The organism is Streptomyces xanthochromogenes (assembly GCF_014650455.1).
GTDB classification, from domain to species: Bacteria; Actinomycetota; Actinomycetes; order Streptomycetales; family Streptomycetaceae; genus Streptomyces; species Streptomyces xanthochromogenes.
The window spans coordinates 312108-328797 of the sequence record NZ_BMUZ01000012.1 but is presented as its reverse complement, the minus strand read 5'-3'; the positions used below and the strand labels follow the sequence as shown (position 1 = coordinate 328797).

General features: G+C 71.2%; 17 protein-coding genes and 2 tRNA genes. 6 read left to right on the top strand and 13 right to left on the bottom strand.

All coding sequences use genetic code 11. The features are described 5' to 3' along the window. The first annotated feature begins 106 nt into the window (after positions 1-106). A complete protein-coding gene (locus IE267_RS29675; protein ID WP_189765326.1) occupies positions 107-2305 on the top strand; it encodes an elongation factor G-like protein EF-G2 in 2199 nt (732 codons plus the stop codon). A 164-nt stretch (positions 2306-2469) separates the two neighbouring features. Then, positions 2470-4143, top strand: coding sequence for an AbeC-like domain-containing protein (locus IE267_RS29670; RefSeq protein WP_161253520.1), 1674 nt, complete (start codon positions 2470-2472; stop codon positions 4141-4143). Positions 4144-4146: 3 nt separating this feature from the next. On the opposite strand, the gene IE267_RS29665 is transcribed toward IE267_RS29670, so the two are convergent. From IE267_RS29665 to IE267_RS29650, 4 genes are all read right to left on the bottom strand, one after another. Beyond that, positions 4147-4704 carry an HIT family protein gene (locus IE267_RS29665; protein WP_100577257.1) on the bottom strand — a complete coding sequence of 186 codons (558 nt, stop codon included), beginning with the start codon at positions 4702-4704 and terminating at the stop codon, positions 4147-4149. Positions 4705-4806: 102 nt separating this feature from the next. Continuing rightward, a complete protein-coding gene (gene thrS, locus IE267_RS29660; protein ID WP_189765325.1) occupies positions 4807-6783 on the bottom strand; it encodes a threonine--tRNA ligase in 1977 nt (658 codons plus the stop codon). Positions 6784-6915: 132 nt separating this feature from the next. After that, on the bottom strand, positions 6916-8109 hold the full coding sequence (locus IE267_RS29655; protein WP_189765324.1) for a serine/threonine-protein kinase: 1194 nt from the start codon (positions 8107-8109) through the stop codon (positions 6916-6918). Continuing rightward, positions 8109-8687 carry a DUF4365 domain-containing protein gene (locus IE267_RS29650; RefSeq protein WP_100577255.1) on the bottom strand — a complete coding sequence of 193 codons (579 nt, stop codon included), beginning with the start codon at positions 8685-8687 and terminating at the stop codon, positions 8109-8111. The genes IE267_RS29655 and IE267_RS29650 overlap by 1 nt, the downstream gene beginning before the upstream one ends. A 190-nt stretch (positions 8688-8877) precedes the next feature. Here IE267_RS29650 and IE267_RS29645 point away from each other — a divergent pair, with 190 nt between their 5' ends. Then, positions 8878-9603 carry a 3'-5' exonuclease gene (locus IE267_RS29645; protein ID WP_161251510.1) on the top strand — a complete coding sequence of 242 codons (726 nt, stop codon included), beginning with the start codon at positions 8878-8880 and terminating at the stop codon, positions 9601-9603. Positions 9604-9665: 62 nt separating this feature from the next. On the opposite strand, the gene IE267_RS29640 is transcribed toward IE267_RS29645, so the two are convergent. From IE267_RS29640 to IE267_RS29625, 4 genes are all read right to left on the bottom strand, one after another. After that, a tRNA-Val gene (locus IE267_RS29640) sits at positions 9666-9737 on the bottom strand. A gap of 99 nt (positions 9738-9836) precedes the next feature. Then, complete coding sequence (locus IE267_RS29635) at positions 9837-10277, bottom strand: SRPBCC family protein (protein WP_167154874.1); 441 nt, start codon at positions 10275-10277, stop codon at positions 9837-9839. A 94-nt stretch (positions 10278-10371) separates the two neighbouring features. Further along, positions 10372-10443 (bottom strand) — tRNA-Val (locus IE267_RS29630). 52 nt (positions 10444-10495) lie between these two features. Next, positions 10496-10897, bottom strand: coding sequence for a TIGR02611 family protein (locus IE267_RS29625; RefSeq protein ID WP_189765323.1), 402 nt, complete (start codon positions 10895-10897; stop codon positions 10496-10498). Between the two features lie 198 nt (positions 10898-11095). Between IE267_RS29625 and IE267_RS29620 the strand changes: the two genes are divergently transcribed. Both IE267_RS29620 and IE267_RS29615 read left to right on the top strand, forming a co-directional pair. Beyond that, positions 11096-11512, top strand: coding sequence for an SsgA family sporulation/cell division regulator (locus tag IE267_RS29620; RefSeq protein WP_053723613.1), 417 nt, complete (start codon positions 11096-11098; stop codon positions 11510-11512). Between the two features lie 195 nt (positions 11513-11707). Then, a complete protein-coding gene (locus IE267_RS29615; RefSeq protein WP_167154868.1) occupies positions 11708-12271 on the top strand; it encodes a CGNR zinc finger domain-containing protein in 564 nt (187 codons plus the stop codon). Positions 12272-12302: 31 nt separating this feature from the next. Here the strand turns inward: IE267_RS29615 and IE267_RS29610 are convergent, their stop codons facing one another. Beyond that, positions 12303-12476 carry a hypothetical protein gene (locus tag IE267_RS29610; RefSeq protein WP_167154865.1) on the bottom strand — a complete coding sequence of 58 codons (174 nt, stop codon included), beginning with the start codon at positions 12474-12476 and terminating at the stop codon, positions 12303-12305. 147 nt (positions 12477-12623) lie between these two features. Continuing rightward, positions 12624-13073: a hypothetical protein gene (locus tag IE267_RS29605; RefSeq protein ID WP_189765322.1), complete on the bottom strand. Its 450-nt coding sequence runs from the start codon at positions 13071-13073 to the stop codon at positions 12624-12626. Between the two features lie 140 nt (positions 13074-13213). Between IE267_RS29605 and IE267_RS29600 the strand changes: the two genes are divergently transcribed. Next, complete coding sequence (locus IE267_RS29600) at positions 13214-13732, top strand: DsbA family protein (RefSeq protein WP_189765321.1); 519 nt, start codon at positions 13214-13216, stop codon at positions 13730-13732. 121 nt (positions 13733-13853) lie between these two features. Here the strand turns inward: IE267_RS29600 and IE267_RS29595 are convergent, their stop codons facing one another. The 3 genes from IE267_RS29595 to IE267_RS29585 are packed head-to-tail and all read right to left on the bottom strand — an operon-like array spanning position 13854 to position 16643. Next, positions 13854-14687, bottom strand: a complete 834-nt coding sequence (locus IE267_RS29595) for a GNAT family N-acetyltransferase (protein WP_167154859.1) — start codon at positions 14685-14687, stop codon at positions 13854-13856. 42 nt (positions 14688-14729) lie between these two features. Further along, on the bottom strand, positions 14730-15551 hold the full coding sequence (locus IE267_RS29590) for an aminotransferase class IV (protein WP_189765320.1): 822 nt from the start codon (positions 15549-15551) through the stop codon (positions 14730-14732). Continuing rightward, positions 15552-16643: a chorismate-binding protein gene (locus IE267_RS29585; RefSeq protein ID WP_189765319.1), complete on the bottom strand. Its 1092-nt coding sequence runs from the start codon at positions 16641-16643 to the stop codon at positions 15552-15554. Positions 16644-16690: the final 47 nt, after the last annotated feature.

The window sequence follows — 16690 nt, the reverse complement described above, 5'->3', positions numbered from 1 at the left end:
GCTCGAATTACCGCGGGCGTCGCAGATGCCGCCTAGGCACGTGGAGTCCGCGTGTCCGCGCCCCCCCCTCACCACCTCACCGCGCACGAAACCGGGAGGAACGGACATGGGCGACAAGGCGAACGCGCACCCCGGGGCCGCCGGCAGGGCCCCGGCGGCCGACCACCCCGCATCCGTGAGGAACGTGGTGCTGGTCGGCCACAGCGGATCGGGCAAGACCACCCTGGTGGAAGCGCTCGCGCTGGCGGCGGGCGCCGTCAACCGCGCGGGCCGGGTCGAGGACGGCGGCACCGTCTCCGACTACGACGACATCGAGCACCGGCAGCAGCGCTCCGTACAGCTGTCGCTCGTGCCGGTGGAATGGGGCGGCTTCAAGATCAATATCTTGGACACCCCCGGATACGCCGACTTCGTCGGGGAACTCAGGGCCGGTCTGCGAGCGGCGGACGCGGCCCTTTTCGTCGTCTCGGCCGCGGACGGCGTGGACGGCTCCACCCGGATGGTCTGGGAGGAGTGCGCGGCCGTCGGGATGCCTCGGGCCATCGTGGTCACGCACCTGGAGGCGGCCCGCGCCGACTTCTCCGCCATGACCGGAATCTGCGCCGAGGCCTTCGGCGGCGACGACCCCGACGCGGTGCTCCCGCTCTACCTCCCGGTGCACGGCTCGGCCGGTCCGGACGGGCACGCGCCGGTGACCGGACTGATCGGGCTGCTCTCGCAGCGGATCTTCGACTACCAGTCGGGCGAGCGCAAGGAGACCCAGCCCGACGAGGCCCAGCTCCCGCTGATCGAGGAGGCCCGCAACCGGCTGATCGAGGGGATCATCGCGGAGAGCGAGGACGAGACCCTCATGGACCGCTACCTCGGCGGCGAGGAGATCGACTTCGCGTCCCTGGTGAGCGACCTGGAGCGCGCGGTGGCCCGCGGCACCTTCCACCCCGTCCTCGCCGCGGCCCCGGCCGCCGAGGGCGCCAAACAGGGCCTCGGCACCATCGAACTGCTCGAACTCGTCACCGGCGGCTTCCCCTCCCCGCTGGAGCGGGCCGCCCCCGACCTCACCACGCCGGACGGCAAGCCGCGGCCCGCGCCCGCGTGCGCGGTCGACGGCCCCCTGGTGGCCGAGGTGATCAAGACCTCGTCCGACCCGTACGTCGGCCGCATCAGCCTGGTGCGCGTCTTCTCCGGCACCCTGCGCCCCGAGGAGACGGTGCACGTGTCCGGGCACGGCATGGCGGACCGCGGCCACGAGGACCACGACGTCGACGAACGCGTCGGCGCCCTGTCCTCGCCGTTCGGCAAGCAGCAGCGCACGCTCACCCAGTGCGTCGCGGGCGACCTGGCGTGCGTGGCCAAGCTGACGCGGGCCGAGACCGGGGACACCCTGTCCGCCAAGGACGACCCGCTCCTGATGACACCCTGGGAGATGCCGGACCCGCTGCTGCCGCTGGCCATCGAGGCGCACAGCAAGGCCGACGAGGACAAGCTCTCGCAGGGGCTCGCGCGGCTGGTCGCCGAGGACCCGACGATGCGGCTCGAACAGAACGCCCACACCCACCAGTTGGTCCTGTGGTGCCTGGGCGAGGCACACCGCGAGGTCGCCCTGGAGCGGCTGCGCAGCCGGTACGGCGTCCAGGTCGACGTCGTGGCGCACAAGGTGTCGCTGCGCGAGACCTTCGGCGCGAAGGCGGCCGGGCGCGGCCGGCACGTCAAGCAGTCCGGCGGGCACGGGCAGTTCGCGATCTGCGAGATCGACGTGGAGCCGCTGCCCCCGGGCAGCGGCATCGAGTTCGTGGACAAGGTGGTCGGCGGCTCGGTCCCGCGCCAGTTCATCCCGTCCGTAGAGAAGGGCGTACGGGCCCAGGCGGCCAAGGGCGTCGCCGCGGGCTATCCGCTCGTCGACGTGCGCATCACGCTCCTGGACGGCAAGGCGCACTCGGTGGACTCCTCGGACGCCGCCTTCCAGACCGCGGGCGCCCTGGCCCTGCGGGAAGCGGCCACCGAGGCCCGTATCGACCTGCTCGAACCGGTCGCCGAGGTCCAGGTCCTGGTGGCCGACGACTATGTGGGCCCGGTGATGAGCGACCTGTCCGGGCGGCGCGGCCGGGTGGTCGGCACCGAGCAGGCGGGGCACGGGCGCACGCTGGTGCGGGCCGAGGTCCCGGAGATCGAGATCGGCCGGTACGCCCTGGACCTCAGGTCGCTCTCGCACGGCACCGGCCGGTTCAGCCGCAGCTACGCGCGGCACGAGCCGATGCCGCCGGGGATCGCCGACAAAATGCGCGAACAGACAGAAGGCGGACGCTAGTTGACAGCTCATCAGAAAGCCGCCCATCGCGACGACCTCGCGGTGGGCGGCCTTGCGATGTCCCCTGACGGGCGGGCCGCGTCACCGATACGCTGGGGTCCCAGTTCAGCAGGTGTGCGGGGAGCGGTGGCCGGGAACGGGCCGCAGAGCAAGGACGCGCGGCGATGGGGGCGGCAGTGACCACGGAAGAGCCATTCTTCGACTTCTTGCCCAGGCCACAGGTGCCGCTGCAGGGCTCCGCGGGCCAGACGGCCGCGACCCAGGCGCTCGCCTCGGCCGCGTACCGGGACAGCCCGGTCGAGGACATACTCAAGGCCAACAGCGAATGGCACGAGTCGGTGGTGACGAAGGGCAAGCTGTCACTCTTCGAACCGAATCTCGGCGAGGCCTTCTCGCGGGCCGTGCAGAACCGGATGCTCGGGGCCACCCGCAAGGGCATCATCCAGTCCTTCGGCACCGAGCCCGGCACCATCGTCGAGCACTGCCTCGCCTCGATCCGCATCCGCAAGGAGCGGGACACCAAACTCACCCTGGTCATGGGCGTGTTCGGGGTGCTCTTCCTGCCCGGGATGCTGCTCTGGCTGGCCGTCTTCCAGCTGCGCCGCACCCTGGCCGGCGCCAAGGACCGGCGGGCCGGCGCGCTCGGCACGGTCCTGATGGTGGCCGTGGCCGGGCTCGCCGTGCTCTTCCTGATCAAGCTGCCGTTCCACGGGATACTCGCCCTCTATCTGCGCGCGATGATGGTGGCCCCGGTCATCGGCTGGTACTGGGCCAAGGTCATCTGCGAGCGGACCGCGCGCGATCTGCGCTCGCGCTGGGACAGCCTTCTCGGCGGCGGCGGCATAGGAGCCAAGATCCCGGAGGCGGTGCCCAAGAGTTCGGCGGCCGGCTCCGCCGAACAGCTGCGCCAGTCGCTGGTCAAGCTGGCCGCCGAGGACCAGAGCAACGTCGTGTTCTACGCCGGGCCCAAGGGAATACTCGGGATGGGCACCCGCTGGGGCAGCTGGCAGCTCGCCGAGGAGCTGGAGCCCAAGGAAGCCGGCAAGGAGATCCACGGCTTCCGCAGCTGGGACGTCATACGGGCCATCCAGGACCGCCTCCAGCTCCTGGAGCGCGGCCCCCTGCACACCGGCGGCTTCCCCACCCCGTCCATCAAGAACTGGGTGGTCTCACCGATCGGCGAGGGCGCCAAGGAGGTCTCGCGGCCCAGCGGCCAGGACATCGACAACTTCCAGGTGCGCCAGCACGAGATACAGCGCATCTGCAACGAGCAGCAGTTCTCCAGCGGCAACCGCCACTACCTGGGCATTCAATTCACGCTCTGGGACGGCCAGTTGGTCATCACCATGATGGTCACCGTCACCGTGCTGCACGAGACCCTGCGCATCGAGGTGACCGGGCACGCGCTCGGCCCGGTGCACTCCCTGTTCACGACCAAGCCGTCGCCCAAGACCAGGGAGGTCGACAAGACCTTCAAGTTCTGGGAGAAGAAGACGATCCAGCTGCCCCTGGTCGACGCCACCGAGGTGGTGCGGCTCGCCGCCCGAGCCCCGCTGACCTGGTATCCGCCGCTGCTCGACCACCTGGGCGGCCGGATAGCGCTGCCCGAGCCGTTCGGCCTGCGGCACGCCTGGGCGGACAAGCCCTGGCGCCACCGCTTCATGGCCGACGACGCGATGCGGGCCGCGACGCCGGTCCTGCGGGTGGTCCACTCCGCCGCCATGAAGGTGCTCGACGAGCACGGAGTGAACACCGACCGCTTCACCAACCGCTCGATGATCCTGAGCGGCATGGTGCAGGACGCGGCACCGCGCAAGGCGGACCTGTACGACGCGTGAGGACTACGCGGGCCAGGCGTCGGCCAGCATCTGGCGGGTGTCCGCGAGGAGTTGGGGCAGCACCTTGGTGTGGCCGACGACCGGCATGAAGTTGGTGTCGCCGCCCCAGCGCGGCACCACGTGCTGGTGCAGATGGGCGGCGATCCCGGCGCCTGCCACCGCTCCCTGGTTCATCCCGATGTTGAACCCGTGGGCGCCGGAGGCGGCACGCAGCGCGGTCATCGCCCGCTTGGTGAGGTCGGCGAGCTCCAGCGTCTCGGCCTCGTCCAGCTCGGTGTAGTCGGCGACGTGGCGGTAGGGCACCACCATCAGGTGCCCGCCGTTGTACGGGTAGAGGTTGAGCACCGCGTACACGTGCTCCCCGCGCTTGATGATCAGGCCGTCCTCGTCCGACTTCGCCGGAATCGAGCAGAACGGACATCCGTCGCCGGACTCCGGTCCCGTCGGCTTGTTCTCGCCCTGGATGTAGGCCATCCGGTGGGGCGTCCACAGGCGCTGGAACGCGTCCTGCGTCCCCACTCCGATCTGCTGCTCCGGCTCAGTCGTCATGGTGTGCAGCATATGACTTCGACGGGCCGGGGCGTCGTCCGGGTTGCCGGTGGCAGGACGTGTGCGGGCCCCCGGGAAAGCACGCTTCCCGGGGGCCCGCGGCGCGCGGAGGGCTCAGACCTGGGTCCGCTCCGCCACGACCTTCTCGATCTTCGCGATGGCCTCGGCCACCGGGACGCCGTTCTCCTGCGAACCGTCGCGGTAGCGGAAGGAGACGGCGCCTGCGGCCATGTCCTCGTCACCCGCGATGATCATGAACGGGACCTTCTGCTTCTGCTGGTTGCGGATCTTCTTCTGCATCCGGTCCGACGAAGCGTCGACCTCGACCCGCAGCCCCTTGGCCTTGGCCTGGCGCGCGAAGTCCTGGAGGTACTCGACGTGCGCGTCACCGATCGGGATGCCGACCGCCTGGACGGGGGCCAGCCACGCCGGGAACGCGCCCGCGTAGTGCTCAAGGAGCACCGCGAAGAAGCGCTCGATGGAGCCGAACAGGGCGCGGTGGATCATCACCGGGCGCTGCTTGGTGCCGTCGGGGCCGGTGTACTCCAGGTCGAACCGCTCGGGCAGGTTGAAGTCGAGCTGGACGGTCGACATCTGCCAGGTGCGGCCGATGGCGTCCCGCGCCTGGACGGAGATCTTCGGGCCGTAGAAGGCGGCGCCGCCCGGGTCGGCGACGAGTTCGAGGCCCTGCTTCTCGGCCACCTCGCGCAGGGTGTTGGTGGCCTCCTCCCAGATCTCGTCCGAGCCGACGAACTTCTCCGGGTCCTTGGTCGACAGCTCCAGGTAGAAGTCGTTCAGACCGTAGTCGCGGAGCAGGTTCAGGACGAAGGTGAGCGTCCGGTCCAGCTCCTCGGCCATCTGCTCCTTGGTGCAGTAGATGTGCGCGTCGTCCTGGGTGAAGCCCCGGGCCCGGGTCAGACCGTGCACCACGCCCGACTTCTCGTACCGGTACACCGTGCCGAACTCGAAGAGCCGCAACGGCAGTTCACGGTAGGAACGCCCGCGTGCATCGAAGATCAGGTTGTGCATCGGGCAGTTCATGGGCTTCAGGTAGTAGTCCACGCCCTCGTCGAGCTGCATGGGCGGGTACATGCCGTCGGCGTACCAGTCCAGGTGGCCCGAGGTCTCGAAGAGCTTCCCCTTGGTGGCGTGCGGGGTGTAGACGAACTCGTAGCCCTCCTCCTCGTGCCGGCGGCGCGAGTAGTCCTCCATGACCCGGCGGATGATGCCGCCCTTGGGGTGGAAGACGGCGAGGCCGGAGCCGATCTGCTCCGGGATGGAGAACAGGTCGAGCTCGTTGCCGAGCTTGCGGTGGTCGCGCTTCTCGGCCTCGGCGAGGAACTCCAGGTGCGCCTTCAGCTCGTCCTTCGACGGCCAGGCGGTGCCGTAGATGCGCTGGAGCATCGGGTTCTTCTCGCTGCCGCGCCAGTAGGCCGCGGCGTTGCGCATCAGCTTGAACGCGGGGATGTTGCGGGTGGTGGGCAGGTGGGGACCGCGGCAGAGGTCCTTCCAGCACAGCTCGCCGGTCTTGGCGTCGAGGTTGTCGTAGATGGTCAGCTCGCCGCCGCCCACCTCGACGTTCGCCCCGTCGTCGGTGGACGCGGCGCCCTTGATGCCGATGAGCTCCAGCTTGTACGGCTCGTCGGCGAGCTCCTCGCGGGCGGCCTCGTCGGTGACGACGCGGCGCGAGAAGCGCTGGCCGCGCTTCTGGATCTCCTGCATCTTCTTCTCGACGGCCTTGAGGTCCTCGGGCGTGAACGGCTTCTCGACGTCGAAGTCGTAGTAGAAGCCGTCCCGCACCGGCGGTCCGATGCCCAGCTTGGCCTCGGGGAAGAGCTCCTGGACGGCCTGGGCCATGACGTGCGCGGTGGAGTGGCGCAGGATGTTGAGGCCGTCCTCGGAGGAGATCTCGACGGGCTCGACCTCCTCGCCGTCCTTCACCTCGTACGCGAGGTCCTTCAGCTCACCGGCCACGCGGGCCGCGACGATGGTGCGCTCACCGGCGAAGAGCTCGGCGGCCGTAGTGCCCGTCGTCACCACGCGCTCTTCCCGCTCGGAATCGCGTTGGATGATCACACGGACGTCTGACACCGGACTTCTCCTGCCGTAGGGGGCGCGCAGCGCGTGTCGCGTACGCGGAACGATCCTACCGAGCCGGTGGGGTACGCCGCGAAACGGTTAACGCCGCTCACGTATCCGCCACCGGCGAAGCCCGCGCCCGGCTCAGTCCGCCGCCGCCTCCGGGTCCGCCCCGCAGGCCTCCTCGAAGAAGTCGAGGTTCTCCTGGAGCGACTTCATCAGACGGTCCCGCTCGGCGTCGTCGACCTGCACGGGGGTGACCTCGCGGGCCGCGGACAGCCTGCGGAAACCGCCCCGGCTCTCCAGGCGTCCCACGACCCGGATCGGCAGCCCGACCAGATGCGCGTGCCCGGCGATGCGGTACGCCTCCTCGTCCAGCTCCATGCGGACGTGCGGGACTTCCGCCCCGGCCAGCACCCGCAGCCGTACGACGCCGGGCCCGCGCGGCCCCGAGCGGCGCAGCCGCACCACGGCGCCGGTGATCCGCACCGGCACGGACGGCTCGTCGCTCAGGTAGCGGGCGCCGGCCGCGCGCAGGGCGGGCAGGTCGCCGGGCGAGAAGTCGACGGGCTCCGGGCGGGCCGCGCACCCGGCGGGCACCCCGGCCGCGGAGGCCCACTCCAGGGCGACCCGGACGCCTTCGGTGCCGTGCACCAGGGCGACCACGGCCTCGGTCAGCTCGCGGCTCACACCGGCCCGTACGGCGGCGTCGAAGGCCTCCATGCCGCCCGTGGTGCGCTGGTAGTCGACCGCGTCCCGCACCGCGTTGAGGGCGGCGTACAGACGCACCACCGCGGGCCGCCCGGACGCCGCCGGCACGAATGCGACGAGCCCGCCGCCGGGCGCCGGCTCGACCAGGACGCCTTCGAGCGAGGCCAGGGCCTGCCTGCGGTGGCGGGCCCCGTAGTACCCGGCGGCCCCGCGCACGGCGAGCGCGCCCGCGAGCAGCATCCGGTGGGCCGCGCCGCGCAGCTGGTCCTGCTCGCTCCAGGAGGCGGCGCCGGCCGGCCCCTCGGGGACCTCGCGCCACCAGCGCACCTCGTCGCTGGGCAGCGCGAGCGAGACCAGCACCTCGCGCGCGGAGGGCGCGGCGCTGCGGGCGAGCGCCGTGAGGGCCTCGCCGAGCAGGTCGTCGCAGTCGGGGTAGGCCCGGCTATCGGGGACCAGCAGGCTCGTGCCGGAGGCGGTCGCGCCGGGCGGCGTCCAGCGCGCGTAGCGCCCCGCCGCTCCCCCGCGCCGCCGCCAGCCGTGCCGGTGCAGGAGCACCCCGAGCACCGTCGGGTCCACCTGGCCGGGAACCGGCAGCGTGCCGCCGAGATCGTCGTCGGACCAGCGCATCAGGGCCTCCCTCCCACCCCGACCCGCGTCATGATCTCGCAGAGCGCGCGGTCGTCGAAGATCCGCGAGGTCGGTATTCGCACCGTGGTCCTGCGCCGGCCGGTCACCGGGTGTCCGGCCAGGTTGGTCCAGTAGCAGCAGTGCCGCAGCGCCAGGCGGTCGTGGCCCGCGCGCAGCCACTCGTCCCGGATCCGCGGCGCCAGCATCACGACCAGGATCTTGTGCACCGACACGGGAGTGCGGGCCAGCTTCACCAGGTGGTCGTTGTCGAGCGTGAAGGAGAAGGCCCCGCCCGGCGGATGCGGCGGAATCTGGTACGTGCACTTGAGCTGCACCTTGATCGTCACTTCGTCGTCGACGGTGTGGCCGGGAGCGCTGTGGCTCACGTGCCAGTCGATGCCGTTGTCCGGAAAGGGCTGCGACAGCGAACACCCCGCGGCCGCCGCCACCGCGTGCAGGTAGCCCACCTGAAGGGTCTCCATGCAGGCGGTGGTGGCGAGCGAGCCGCGCAGCGGAGCGATCCGCTCGGGCAGCAGACCGTGCCCGGGCGCGGCCGGATCGGGCTGCGCGAGCGCCATGGCTGTCGTATGCCTTCCGGAACTGTGCCGAACTGCTTTCTGACGACACGTCAAACCCATTTGCCGTCAAGAGTGTTGTCTCCGTACTCGGCTCCCCGCAAACGGCGTATGTCGCAAACGGCCCGGGTATCACGGAAACGGGCAGGGGATGCACGCCATCTGCCGGTAGTGCGCGAGGAGTTGAGTAGACATGACGTGCTGGTACGAGGGCCCCCTGGCGGCATTCGACACGGAGACGACCGGGGTGGACGTCGAAGGGGACCGGATAGTCTCGGCCGCCCTTGTGGTGCAGGACGGCCCCGGGGCGCGGCCGCGGTCGACCCGCTGGCTGGTCAACCCGGGCATACCCGTGCCGGCGGGCGCGACCGCCGTGCACGGCCTGACCGACGAGCACCTCCAGCGCAACGGGCGCTGGCCGGCGCCGGTGATGGACGAGGTGGCGAAGTGCCTCGCCGAGCAGTGTGTGGCGGGCCGCCCGCTGGTCATCATGAACGCGCCGTTCGATCTGACGCTGCTCGACCGGGAGTTGAAGCGGCACCGCGCGGCGTCCCTGGCCCACTACCTGGGCCAGAATCCGATGCGGGTGCTCGACCCGCGGGTCCTGGACAAGCATCTGGACCGCTACCGCAAGGGCCGCCGCACCCTCACCGACCTGTGCGAGCACTACGGCGTGACGCTGGAGGGGGCGCACGACGCGGCCGCCGACGCACTGGCCGCCCTGGAGGTCGTACGGGCCGTGGGCCGCAGGTTCGCGACCCGTCTCGAGCGCCTGACGCCGACCGAGTTGCACACGCTCCAGGCGACCTGGCACGCCGCACAGGCACGCGGCCTGCAGGCCTGGTTCACCCGGCAGGGCACTCCGGAAGTGGTGGACACGGCGTGGCCGCTGCGGCCCGAACTCCCGGCGGCGGCTTGAGTGTTGACCAGGGGCGGGCAGCAAAAAGGCCGGTCCGTCTGGGACGGACCGGCCTTTCCCGGTGGGCGATACTGGGTTCGAACCAGTGACCTCTTCGGTGTGAACGAAGCGCTCTCCCACTGAGCTAATCGCCCGGGAACGGACTGAACCATACAGGCCCACGGGCCCAGCTTTCAAACCGCCCGCCCGTCTCCCGACCGCCACCCCTCAACGACGCGCTCGACGCGGCTTCTTCATGTCAGGCGGCGCCGGAGCCCGCGCCTGCCCGACCTCATCATCAGGGCGTGATTGGCCCGGAACACCGGGCGACCGGGCACCGCGAGCCGTCGCATGAGCGGCTTGCGCACCTCGACCTCCTGCTCGTAGACGGCCCGTGTTCCGCCCCGGTGCGCCAACAGCGTCCAGCGCGCCCACCCTTCGAGATCGCCGTCGAGTGCGACCTCGAGGACCAACGCCGCCGGATCGCGCCGGCGCTCCCGGGCGGTGACGAACAGGTCGTACGGGACGAACGAACGGAGCCGGGCGGTGCCGGTGCGTTCGTCGACGGGGGTCACCTCGCGGACCTCGCGCCACCAGCGCGGATACTCCTCGACGCGCTCCAGGACCGCATAGACGGCGCCAGGAGCGGCCCGCAGGTCCCAGACGCTGCGGAAGCGGTAGCGGCACCAGTTCATGCCGTCAGTCTGCGCGTGGCGGCCCCGGCGCGGAACACCCGGGGACGCCGAAGGCCCCGGAGATCGAGATGATCTCCGAGGCCTTCGGTCCGGGTGGGCGATACTGGGTTCGAACCAGTGACCTCTTCGGTGTGAACGAAGCGCTCTCCCACTGAGCTAATCGCCCGGGCGCACCGCAAACATTACCGCATGTCAGCGGGGCTCTTGACCACGCGCGGTCACTCGTTGATCTTCCACGGCATCACCATGCCGAACTTCCACAGGTAGATCCCGGCGAGCACGGCGACGATCACCAGGCCGACCGTCGTCAGGATGATGTTGCGGCGCCGCACCCGGGGGTCGAGCGCCTTCTGCGCGGCCTCGGTGACCTTGCGCTTCGTCCAGCGGAGCACCAGCTGGGCCCAGACGAATTCGGTCGCCCAGATCGCCATGCCGCCGAAGATCACCAGCCAGCCGGGCCCGGGCAGCGGCAGCATCACGATTCCGGCGGCCACGACCGCGAGGCCCACCACGAAAACGCCGACCTGCCAGCTCAGGTGCAGCGGCCGCGACGCCTTGATGAACTCCGGCGCACGCGAGCCGAGGGCCGCGGCGTCCTGTTCGTCACTCCCCGTATCCATGCGCCCAACCTACCGGAACCGTGTCCGGAAACGCCTTCACCGAAATGGACCTATAACCCAAAGTAATAGTCCGCCGTACGAGCTACATGAAGGCCCGCAAAACGGTCAGAGGGGTTTACAACGGCACCGTAGGTGGCATGTCGATTTCGCCGACGTGCGAATCCCCGAGCGCACACTGAGCGAAAGGCCCTGGCGCTTATGAACACCACGGTCAGCTGCGAGCTGCACCTGCGCCTCGTTGTGTCGAGCGAGTCCTCACTGCCTGTACCCGCGGGCCTGCGGTATGACACGGCCGATCCCTATGCCGTGCACGCCACCTTCCACACCGGAGCCGAGGAAACCGTCGAGTGGGTCTTCGCTCGCGACCTCCTCGCCGAGGGCCTGCACCGGCCCACCGGAACCGGCGACGTCAGAGTCTGGCCGTCACGCAGTCACGGTCAGGGTGTCGTCTGTATCGCCCTGAGCTCGCCGGAAGGAGAAGCCCTGCTCGAAGCCCCGGCGCGGGCCCTGGAGTCGTTCCTGAAACGGACCGACGCCGCGGTGCCGCCCGGCACCGAGCACCGTCACTTCGATCTCGACACGGAACTCTCGCACATCCTGGCCGAGAACAACTGAGGCCAGGCAGAGAGCCGCACGGCGCCGTCCGACTCGGGGCGACGGCGCCGCGCGGACAACCACATAACGGCAGTCACTGGTGCCGTCCCCCACGAAAGCCGTCGTGGGGGACGGCACCGGTGCGCGTGCAGGACCAGCCGCTAGAGTCCTCCAGCATCGACGGGCGCCCGCCCGACGCAGGCCAGGGAGCGAATCGTGCTGATCCCTCACGACACCCGAAGCGCGCTCGACATGGTGGTCGATCTGGTGAACACCGCGCCGGAGAGCGGCGCCACCGACCTCCTCCCCGACGTGGAGGCGCTGTACGGCTTCGTCCACGACCACAGCGTCAGCGGTGTGGAGCGGCTCTCCATCGGTGACCTCGTGGGCGTCCAGGCGGTCCGCAGCAGGTTCGCGGAGATCTTCGCGGCCCCCGACGCCCCGACCGCCGCCGAGCTCGTCAACCAGCTGGTCGCGGCCGCCGGGACCACCCCGCAGCTGACCGACCACGACGGCTACGACTGGCATGTGCACTACTTCGCGCCGGGCGCATCGGTGGCCGATCACCTGGCCGCCGACGGCGGCATGGCGCTCGCCTTCATCGTGGTCACCGGCGAGCAGGAGCGCCTTCGCCGGTGCGAGGCGCCGGACTGCGGCCGGGCCTTCGTGGACCTCTCCCGCAATCGCTCCCGCCGCTACTGCGACAGCCGTACCTGCGGGAACCGCCTGCACGTGGCCGCCTACCGGGCCCGCCGCAAGGAGGCCGAAGCGGCTCGCTGACCGATCGCGGTCACGCCCTCGCGGCACGCCCTCACAGCAGGAACAGGTCGTGCACGGCCGCCATGAGCAACAGACAGCCGATCACCCCCAGAAAGATCATCAGGGGTGGCTGGGAAAGCGCGAAGAGACAGCCCCGCGCCTGCGGGTCGGGCGCGTTCGGCTTGTCGGTCGGTGCAGGGGTGCAGCCCTGGGAAGTGTCCAGCATCTCGGGGCGATGATGACCCAGCCACACCGCATGGGTATACCAACACGCCCATAAACAGAGGGAGTTCGCCCGATCTTGTAGCGCGTACGGCACCGGCTGTGCGCGGTTCACGCACCTTCGCGCTCCCGAAGGAAGCAGGCCAAAACCTCAGATGCCGTGCTTTTTCAGGATGGCCTCGATGTCACTGAAGTCCTCGCCGGGAGCGGGCTGCGCCTTGGCCTTGGCGGCGGGCTGAGCGGCCGGCGCACGGCCCCCGCCGAGCGAGGGCGCCGAAGCGGCGGGGGCCACTGCGTCGCGCCGGGCGGCCGCCGCCGCGGCCCTGCGCTCCTTGCGGGTGCCGCCCGTGCGCCGCTCGACGGCCCGCGTCGTCATGAAGAGCAGCCAGGCGACCCCGAGCAGCCCGAAGCCGAACCAGACGCTCGGCTTGAAGACGATGCCGGACACCCACTGCACGACGCCGGTCATGACGAGGCCGACGGGGACCAGCGAGTAGGCGGCGATGCGCGTGGCCGCCAGGAAGCGCTTGCGGTACGCCGTGATGGCAGCGATGCCCACTCCGGCCGCGGAAACGGCGGAGCAGACGGTCTCGGCAAGCATCCGGTTCCTCCAGGCATGGGTGGTATGGCTTCTTCCATCCTGCACCGGAACCCACCGCTCGGGCCACGGCCGGGCAGGACCTCAGGGAGATCTCCGGGGCGGGATCCTCCCCAGGTCCCGGTTGCTGGGAGACTGGGCCCATGAGCGACACCACCCCCTCCAGCACCGCAGGCCCCGTCGTCCTCGACGTGTGGTGCGAGCTGCAGTGCCCCGACTGCCACAGCGCCCTCGACGACGTCCGCGCCCTGCGCGCCCGCTACGGCGACCGCCTCGACATCCGGCTGCGGCACTTTCCGCTGGAGAAGCACAAGCACGCCTTCGCCGCGGCCCAGGCCGCCGAGGAGGCCTTCGAGCAGGGACAGGGCTGGCCGTACGTGGAGGCGGTGCTCGCCCGCACCGAGCGCCTCGCCGAGCGCGGCGAGCCGGCCCTGGTGGACACGGCGGCCGAACTCGGCCTGGACGCCGAGGAGTTCGAGACCGCCCTCATCGACGGACGGCACATCCTGATCGTCGACGCCGACCAGGCCGAGGGCAAGGCGATCGGCGTGACCGGCACCCCGACGTACGTCATCGACGACCAGCGGCTGGACGGCGGCAAGAGCCAGGAGGGCCTGCGCGAGCGCATCGAGGAGATCGCGGACCGGCTGCTCGCCCAGTAGGCCCCGCCCTGTCCCATCCCGTCCCGGAGCCTCCGGCGATTCGCGTGATTCCCGTGCCACGTGATTCCGCAGCCCCGTGGCGCCACAGCCCTCAGCACCGCGGTCTCTCGGTCCCCGTGACTCAGATCAGGTGCTTGTACTGGTTGTGGCGGACGGTCTCGTACCCGAGCGACTCGTACAGGCGCAGCGCCGGGGTGTTGGCCGCGAAGACGTGCAGTCCCACGACGTCCTGCCCGTCGGCCAGCGCCACCCGCTCGGCCAGCAGCATGAGCGACCGGCCGTGGCCGCGGCCGCGGTGCCCCTCGGTCACGAGGACGTCGTAGACGTAGGCACCCTCGGCGGGCGGGGCGGCCCGGGACACCCACAGGGTCCCCACCGCGCTCCCCCGGTCCTCCAGGACCATCAGCCGTACCCCGGGAGTGGCGGCCCCCTCCGGCAGCAGTGCGCGGTGTTGCGCGTCGGACCAGGCCAGGGCCCGTTCCGCGGGCATGCCCTCCTCGATCCGGCCCCGCGCGTAGCTTTCCACCGCCTCGCGACGCCACCGCTCGAACTCCTCGGCGCCCATGGCGCGTCCGGTCGTCCCCGCGGGCAACTCGGGTGCGGTGTCCGGGAGTTGCTTGACCATGTTCCGGCTGCGTTCCCGATAGCCGAGGGCGGCCGCCATCCGCAGGGCCGCCTCCGCGTCGGCCCCGACCGAGAGGCGGACCTGGCCGCAGCCCCAGCCGCGCAGCACTTCCTCGGCCGCGAGCGCGGCGACGGTCCCGCGCCCGCGGCCCCGGTCCGCCTCCTCGATCCACAGCTCGTCGATCCGGCCGACAGCCGGTCTGAACGACGCGTCGGCGGCGATCGCGATCCTGCCGACGCGTCGGCTGTTCACACACACGTCGTAGGTACGCGACTTGGCGCCGTCGGCGCCCTCCTGAAGCGGCTCTGTCGGCCGAATGGTGGTGGTCATCAAGGCCGTTGTACCCGCCTCGGCGCCGCCCGTCATCAGCTTTTACGGGTCGAGATCCGATCCGGCCCGCTCGTCGAAGATCCGCATGGCCTTGGCCGTGACCGGGCCGGGCGCACCGGCCAACTCCCGTCCGTCCACCCGGTGTACGGCCTGGACGTCCCGCAGCGTGGAGGTCAGGAAGACCTCCTCGGCGCGCTCCAGGACGTCCATCGGGAGCTCGCTCTCCTGGGCGCCGGTCCATTCGACGGTGAGGGCGCGGGTGATCCCGCCGAGGCAGCCGGAGGCGAGCGGCGGGGTGTGCAGCCGGCCGTCGACGACCACGAAGACATTGGAGCCGGTCCCCTCGCAGAGCTGCCCCGCGGTGTTGGCGAACAGGGCCTCCGAGGCTCCGGCCCCGTGCGCCTTCGCGAGGGCGACCACGTTCTCGGCGTACGAGGTCGTCTTCAGGCCGGCCACCGCACTGTGCTCGTTGCGGGTCCACGGGACGGTGATCACGGCGGTGCTGTCGGGCCTGCGCGCGCTCTCGGCGATCGCGACGACCAGCGTCGGGCCCGCGTCGCCCCGGTCGGAGCCGAGCGGCGAGAGGCCGCCGGTGTAGGTGATCCGCAGCCGGCCGAGCGGCATCGGGTTGGCGTCGAGGACGGCCGCGCAGGCGTGCCGCACCTCGTCGAGGTCCGGGTCGGACAGGCCGAGGCCGCGGGCCGAGCGGGTCAGCCGTTCGAGATGGCGGGTGAGCGCGAACAGGCTCCCGCCGCTCGCCTTCACCGTCTCGAAGACGCCGTCGCCCACGGTGAGCCCGTGGTCGAGGACCGACACCCGCGCGGCGTCGGCGTCCCGCAGTGCGCCATTGACCCAGATCTGCATTTACACGGTCCTTCCGCTGTGGTCGATACGTCCGCCGTGCCCGCTGTACGCGCCGTGTCCGCCGAGGGCGCGCGCTCCGGACGCCACCGACAGCAGGCGCGCGGCCTTCAGCTCGGTCTCCGCCCACTCGCGTTCCGGGTCGGAGCCCCAGATGATGCCCGCCCCGGTACCGAAGCGGAGCGCCCCCTGGGGCCGGTCGATCCAGAAGGTGCGTATCCCGACGGCGAGCTCGGCGGTGCCCCGGTCGGCGTCGACCCAGCCGATGCCTCCGCAGTAGGGGCCGCGCGGCGAGGTCTCCAGAGCCTCGATGATCCGCAGGGCGCTGGACTTGGGGGCCCCGGTGACCGAGCCGGGCGGGAAGGTGGCGTCGAGCAGTTCGCGCCAGCCCGCGCCCTCGCGCAGTTCGCCGCGCACGGTGGAGACGAGGTGGACGAGGCCCGGGTGCTCCTCGACCGCGCACAGCGCGGGCACGGTCACCGAGCCGGTGGCGCAGACGCGCCCCAGATCGTTGCGGACGAGGTCCACGATCATCACGTTCTCGGCGCGCTCCTTCTCCGCGAGGTCCGCCGCCGTCCGCCCGGTCCCCTTGATGGGGCCGGACTCCACGATGCGGCCCGCACGGCTCAGGAACAGCTCGGGGGAGGCGGTCGCGATCTCGACGCCGTGCGCGGGCAGCCGGATCGTTCCTGCGTAGGGCGCCGGGTTGCCGCGGGCGAGCAGCGCGGTGAGCGCGTCCACGTCGGCCGCCGCGGGGTCGGGCAGCGGCGCACTCAGCACCCGGCAGAGGTTCGCCTGGTAGACCTCCCCGGCCGCGATGTGCTCGCGGATGCGCCGCACTCCGGCCGTATACGCGGCGCGGTCGAGGGAGGACGTCCAGTCACCCTCGGCGGGCCCGCGCCAGGCGCCGGGGACGGGGGCGGGGACCGGCTCGGTGCGGACGTCCGCGAAGCGGGCGCAGACGAGGCGGCCCTCGAAGTCGTGGGAGACGGCCCAGAAGCCGGAGGAGTCCAGGGCCTCGGGGTCGCTGGTGACATCACGCAGGTCCGAGGCGACGAGCTGGCCGAAGCGCGCCAGCGGAGTGAGGTCGTGCACGGTTGTGAGTCTAGAGCCGGTGCAGGTGGGGTGCCCCTGAGTGACCT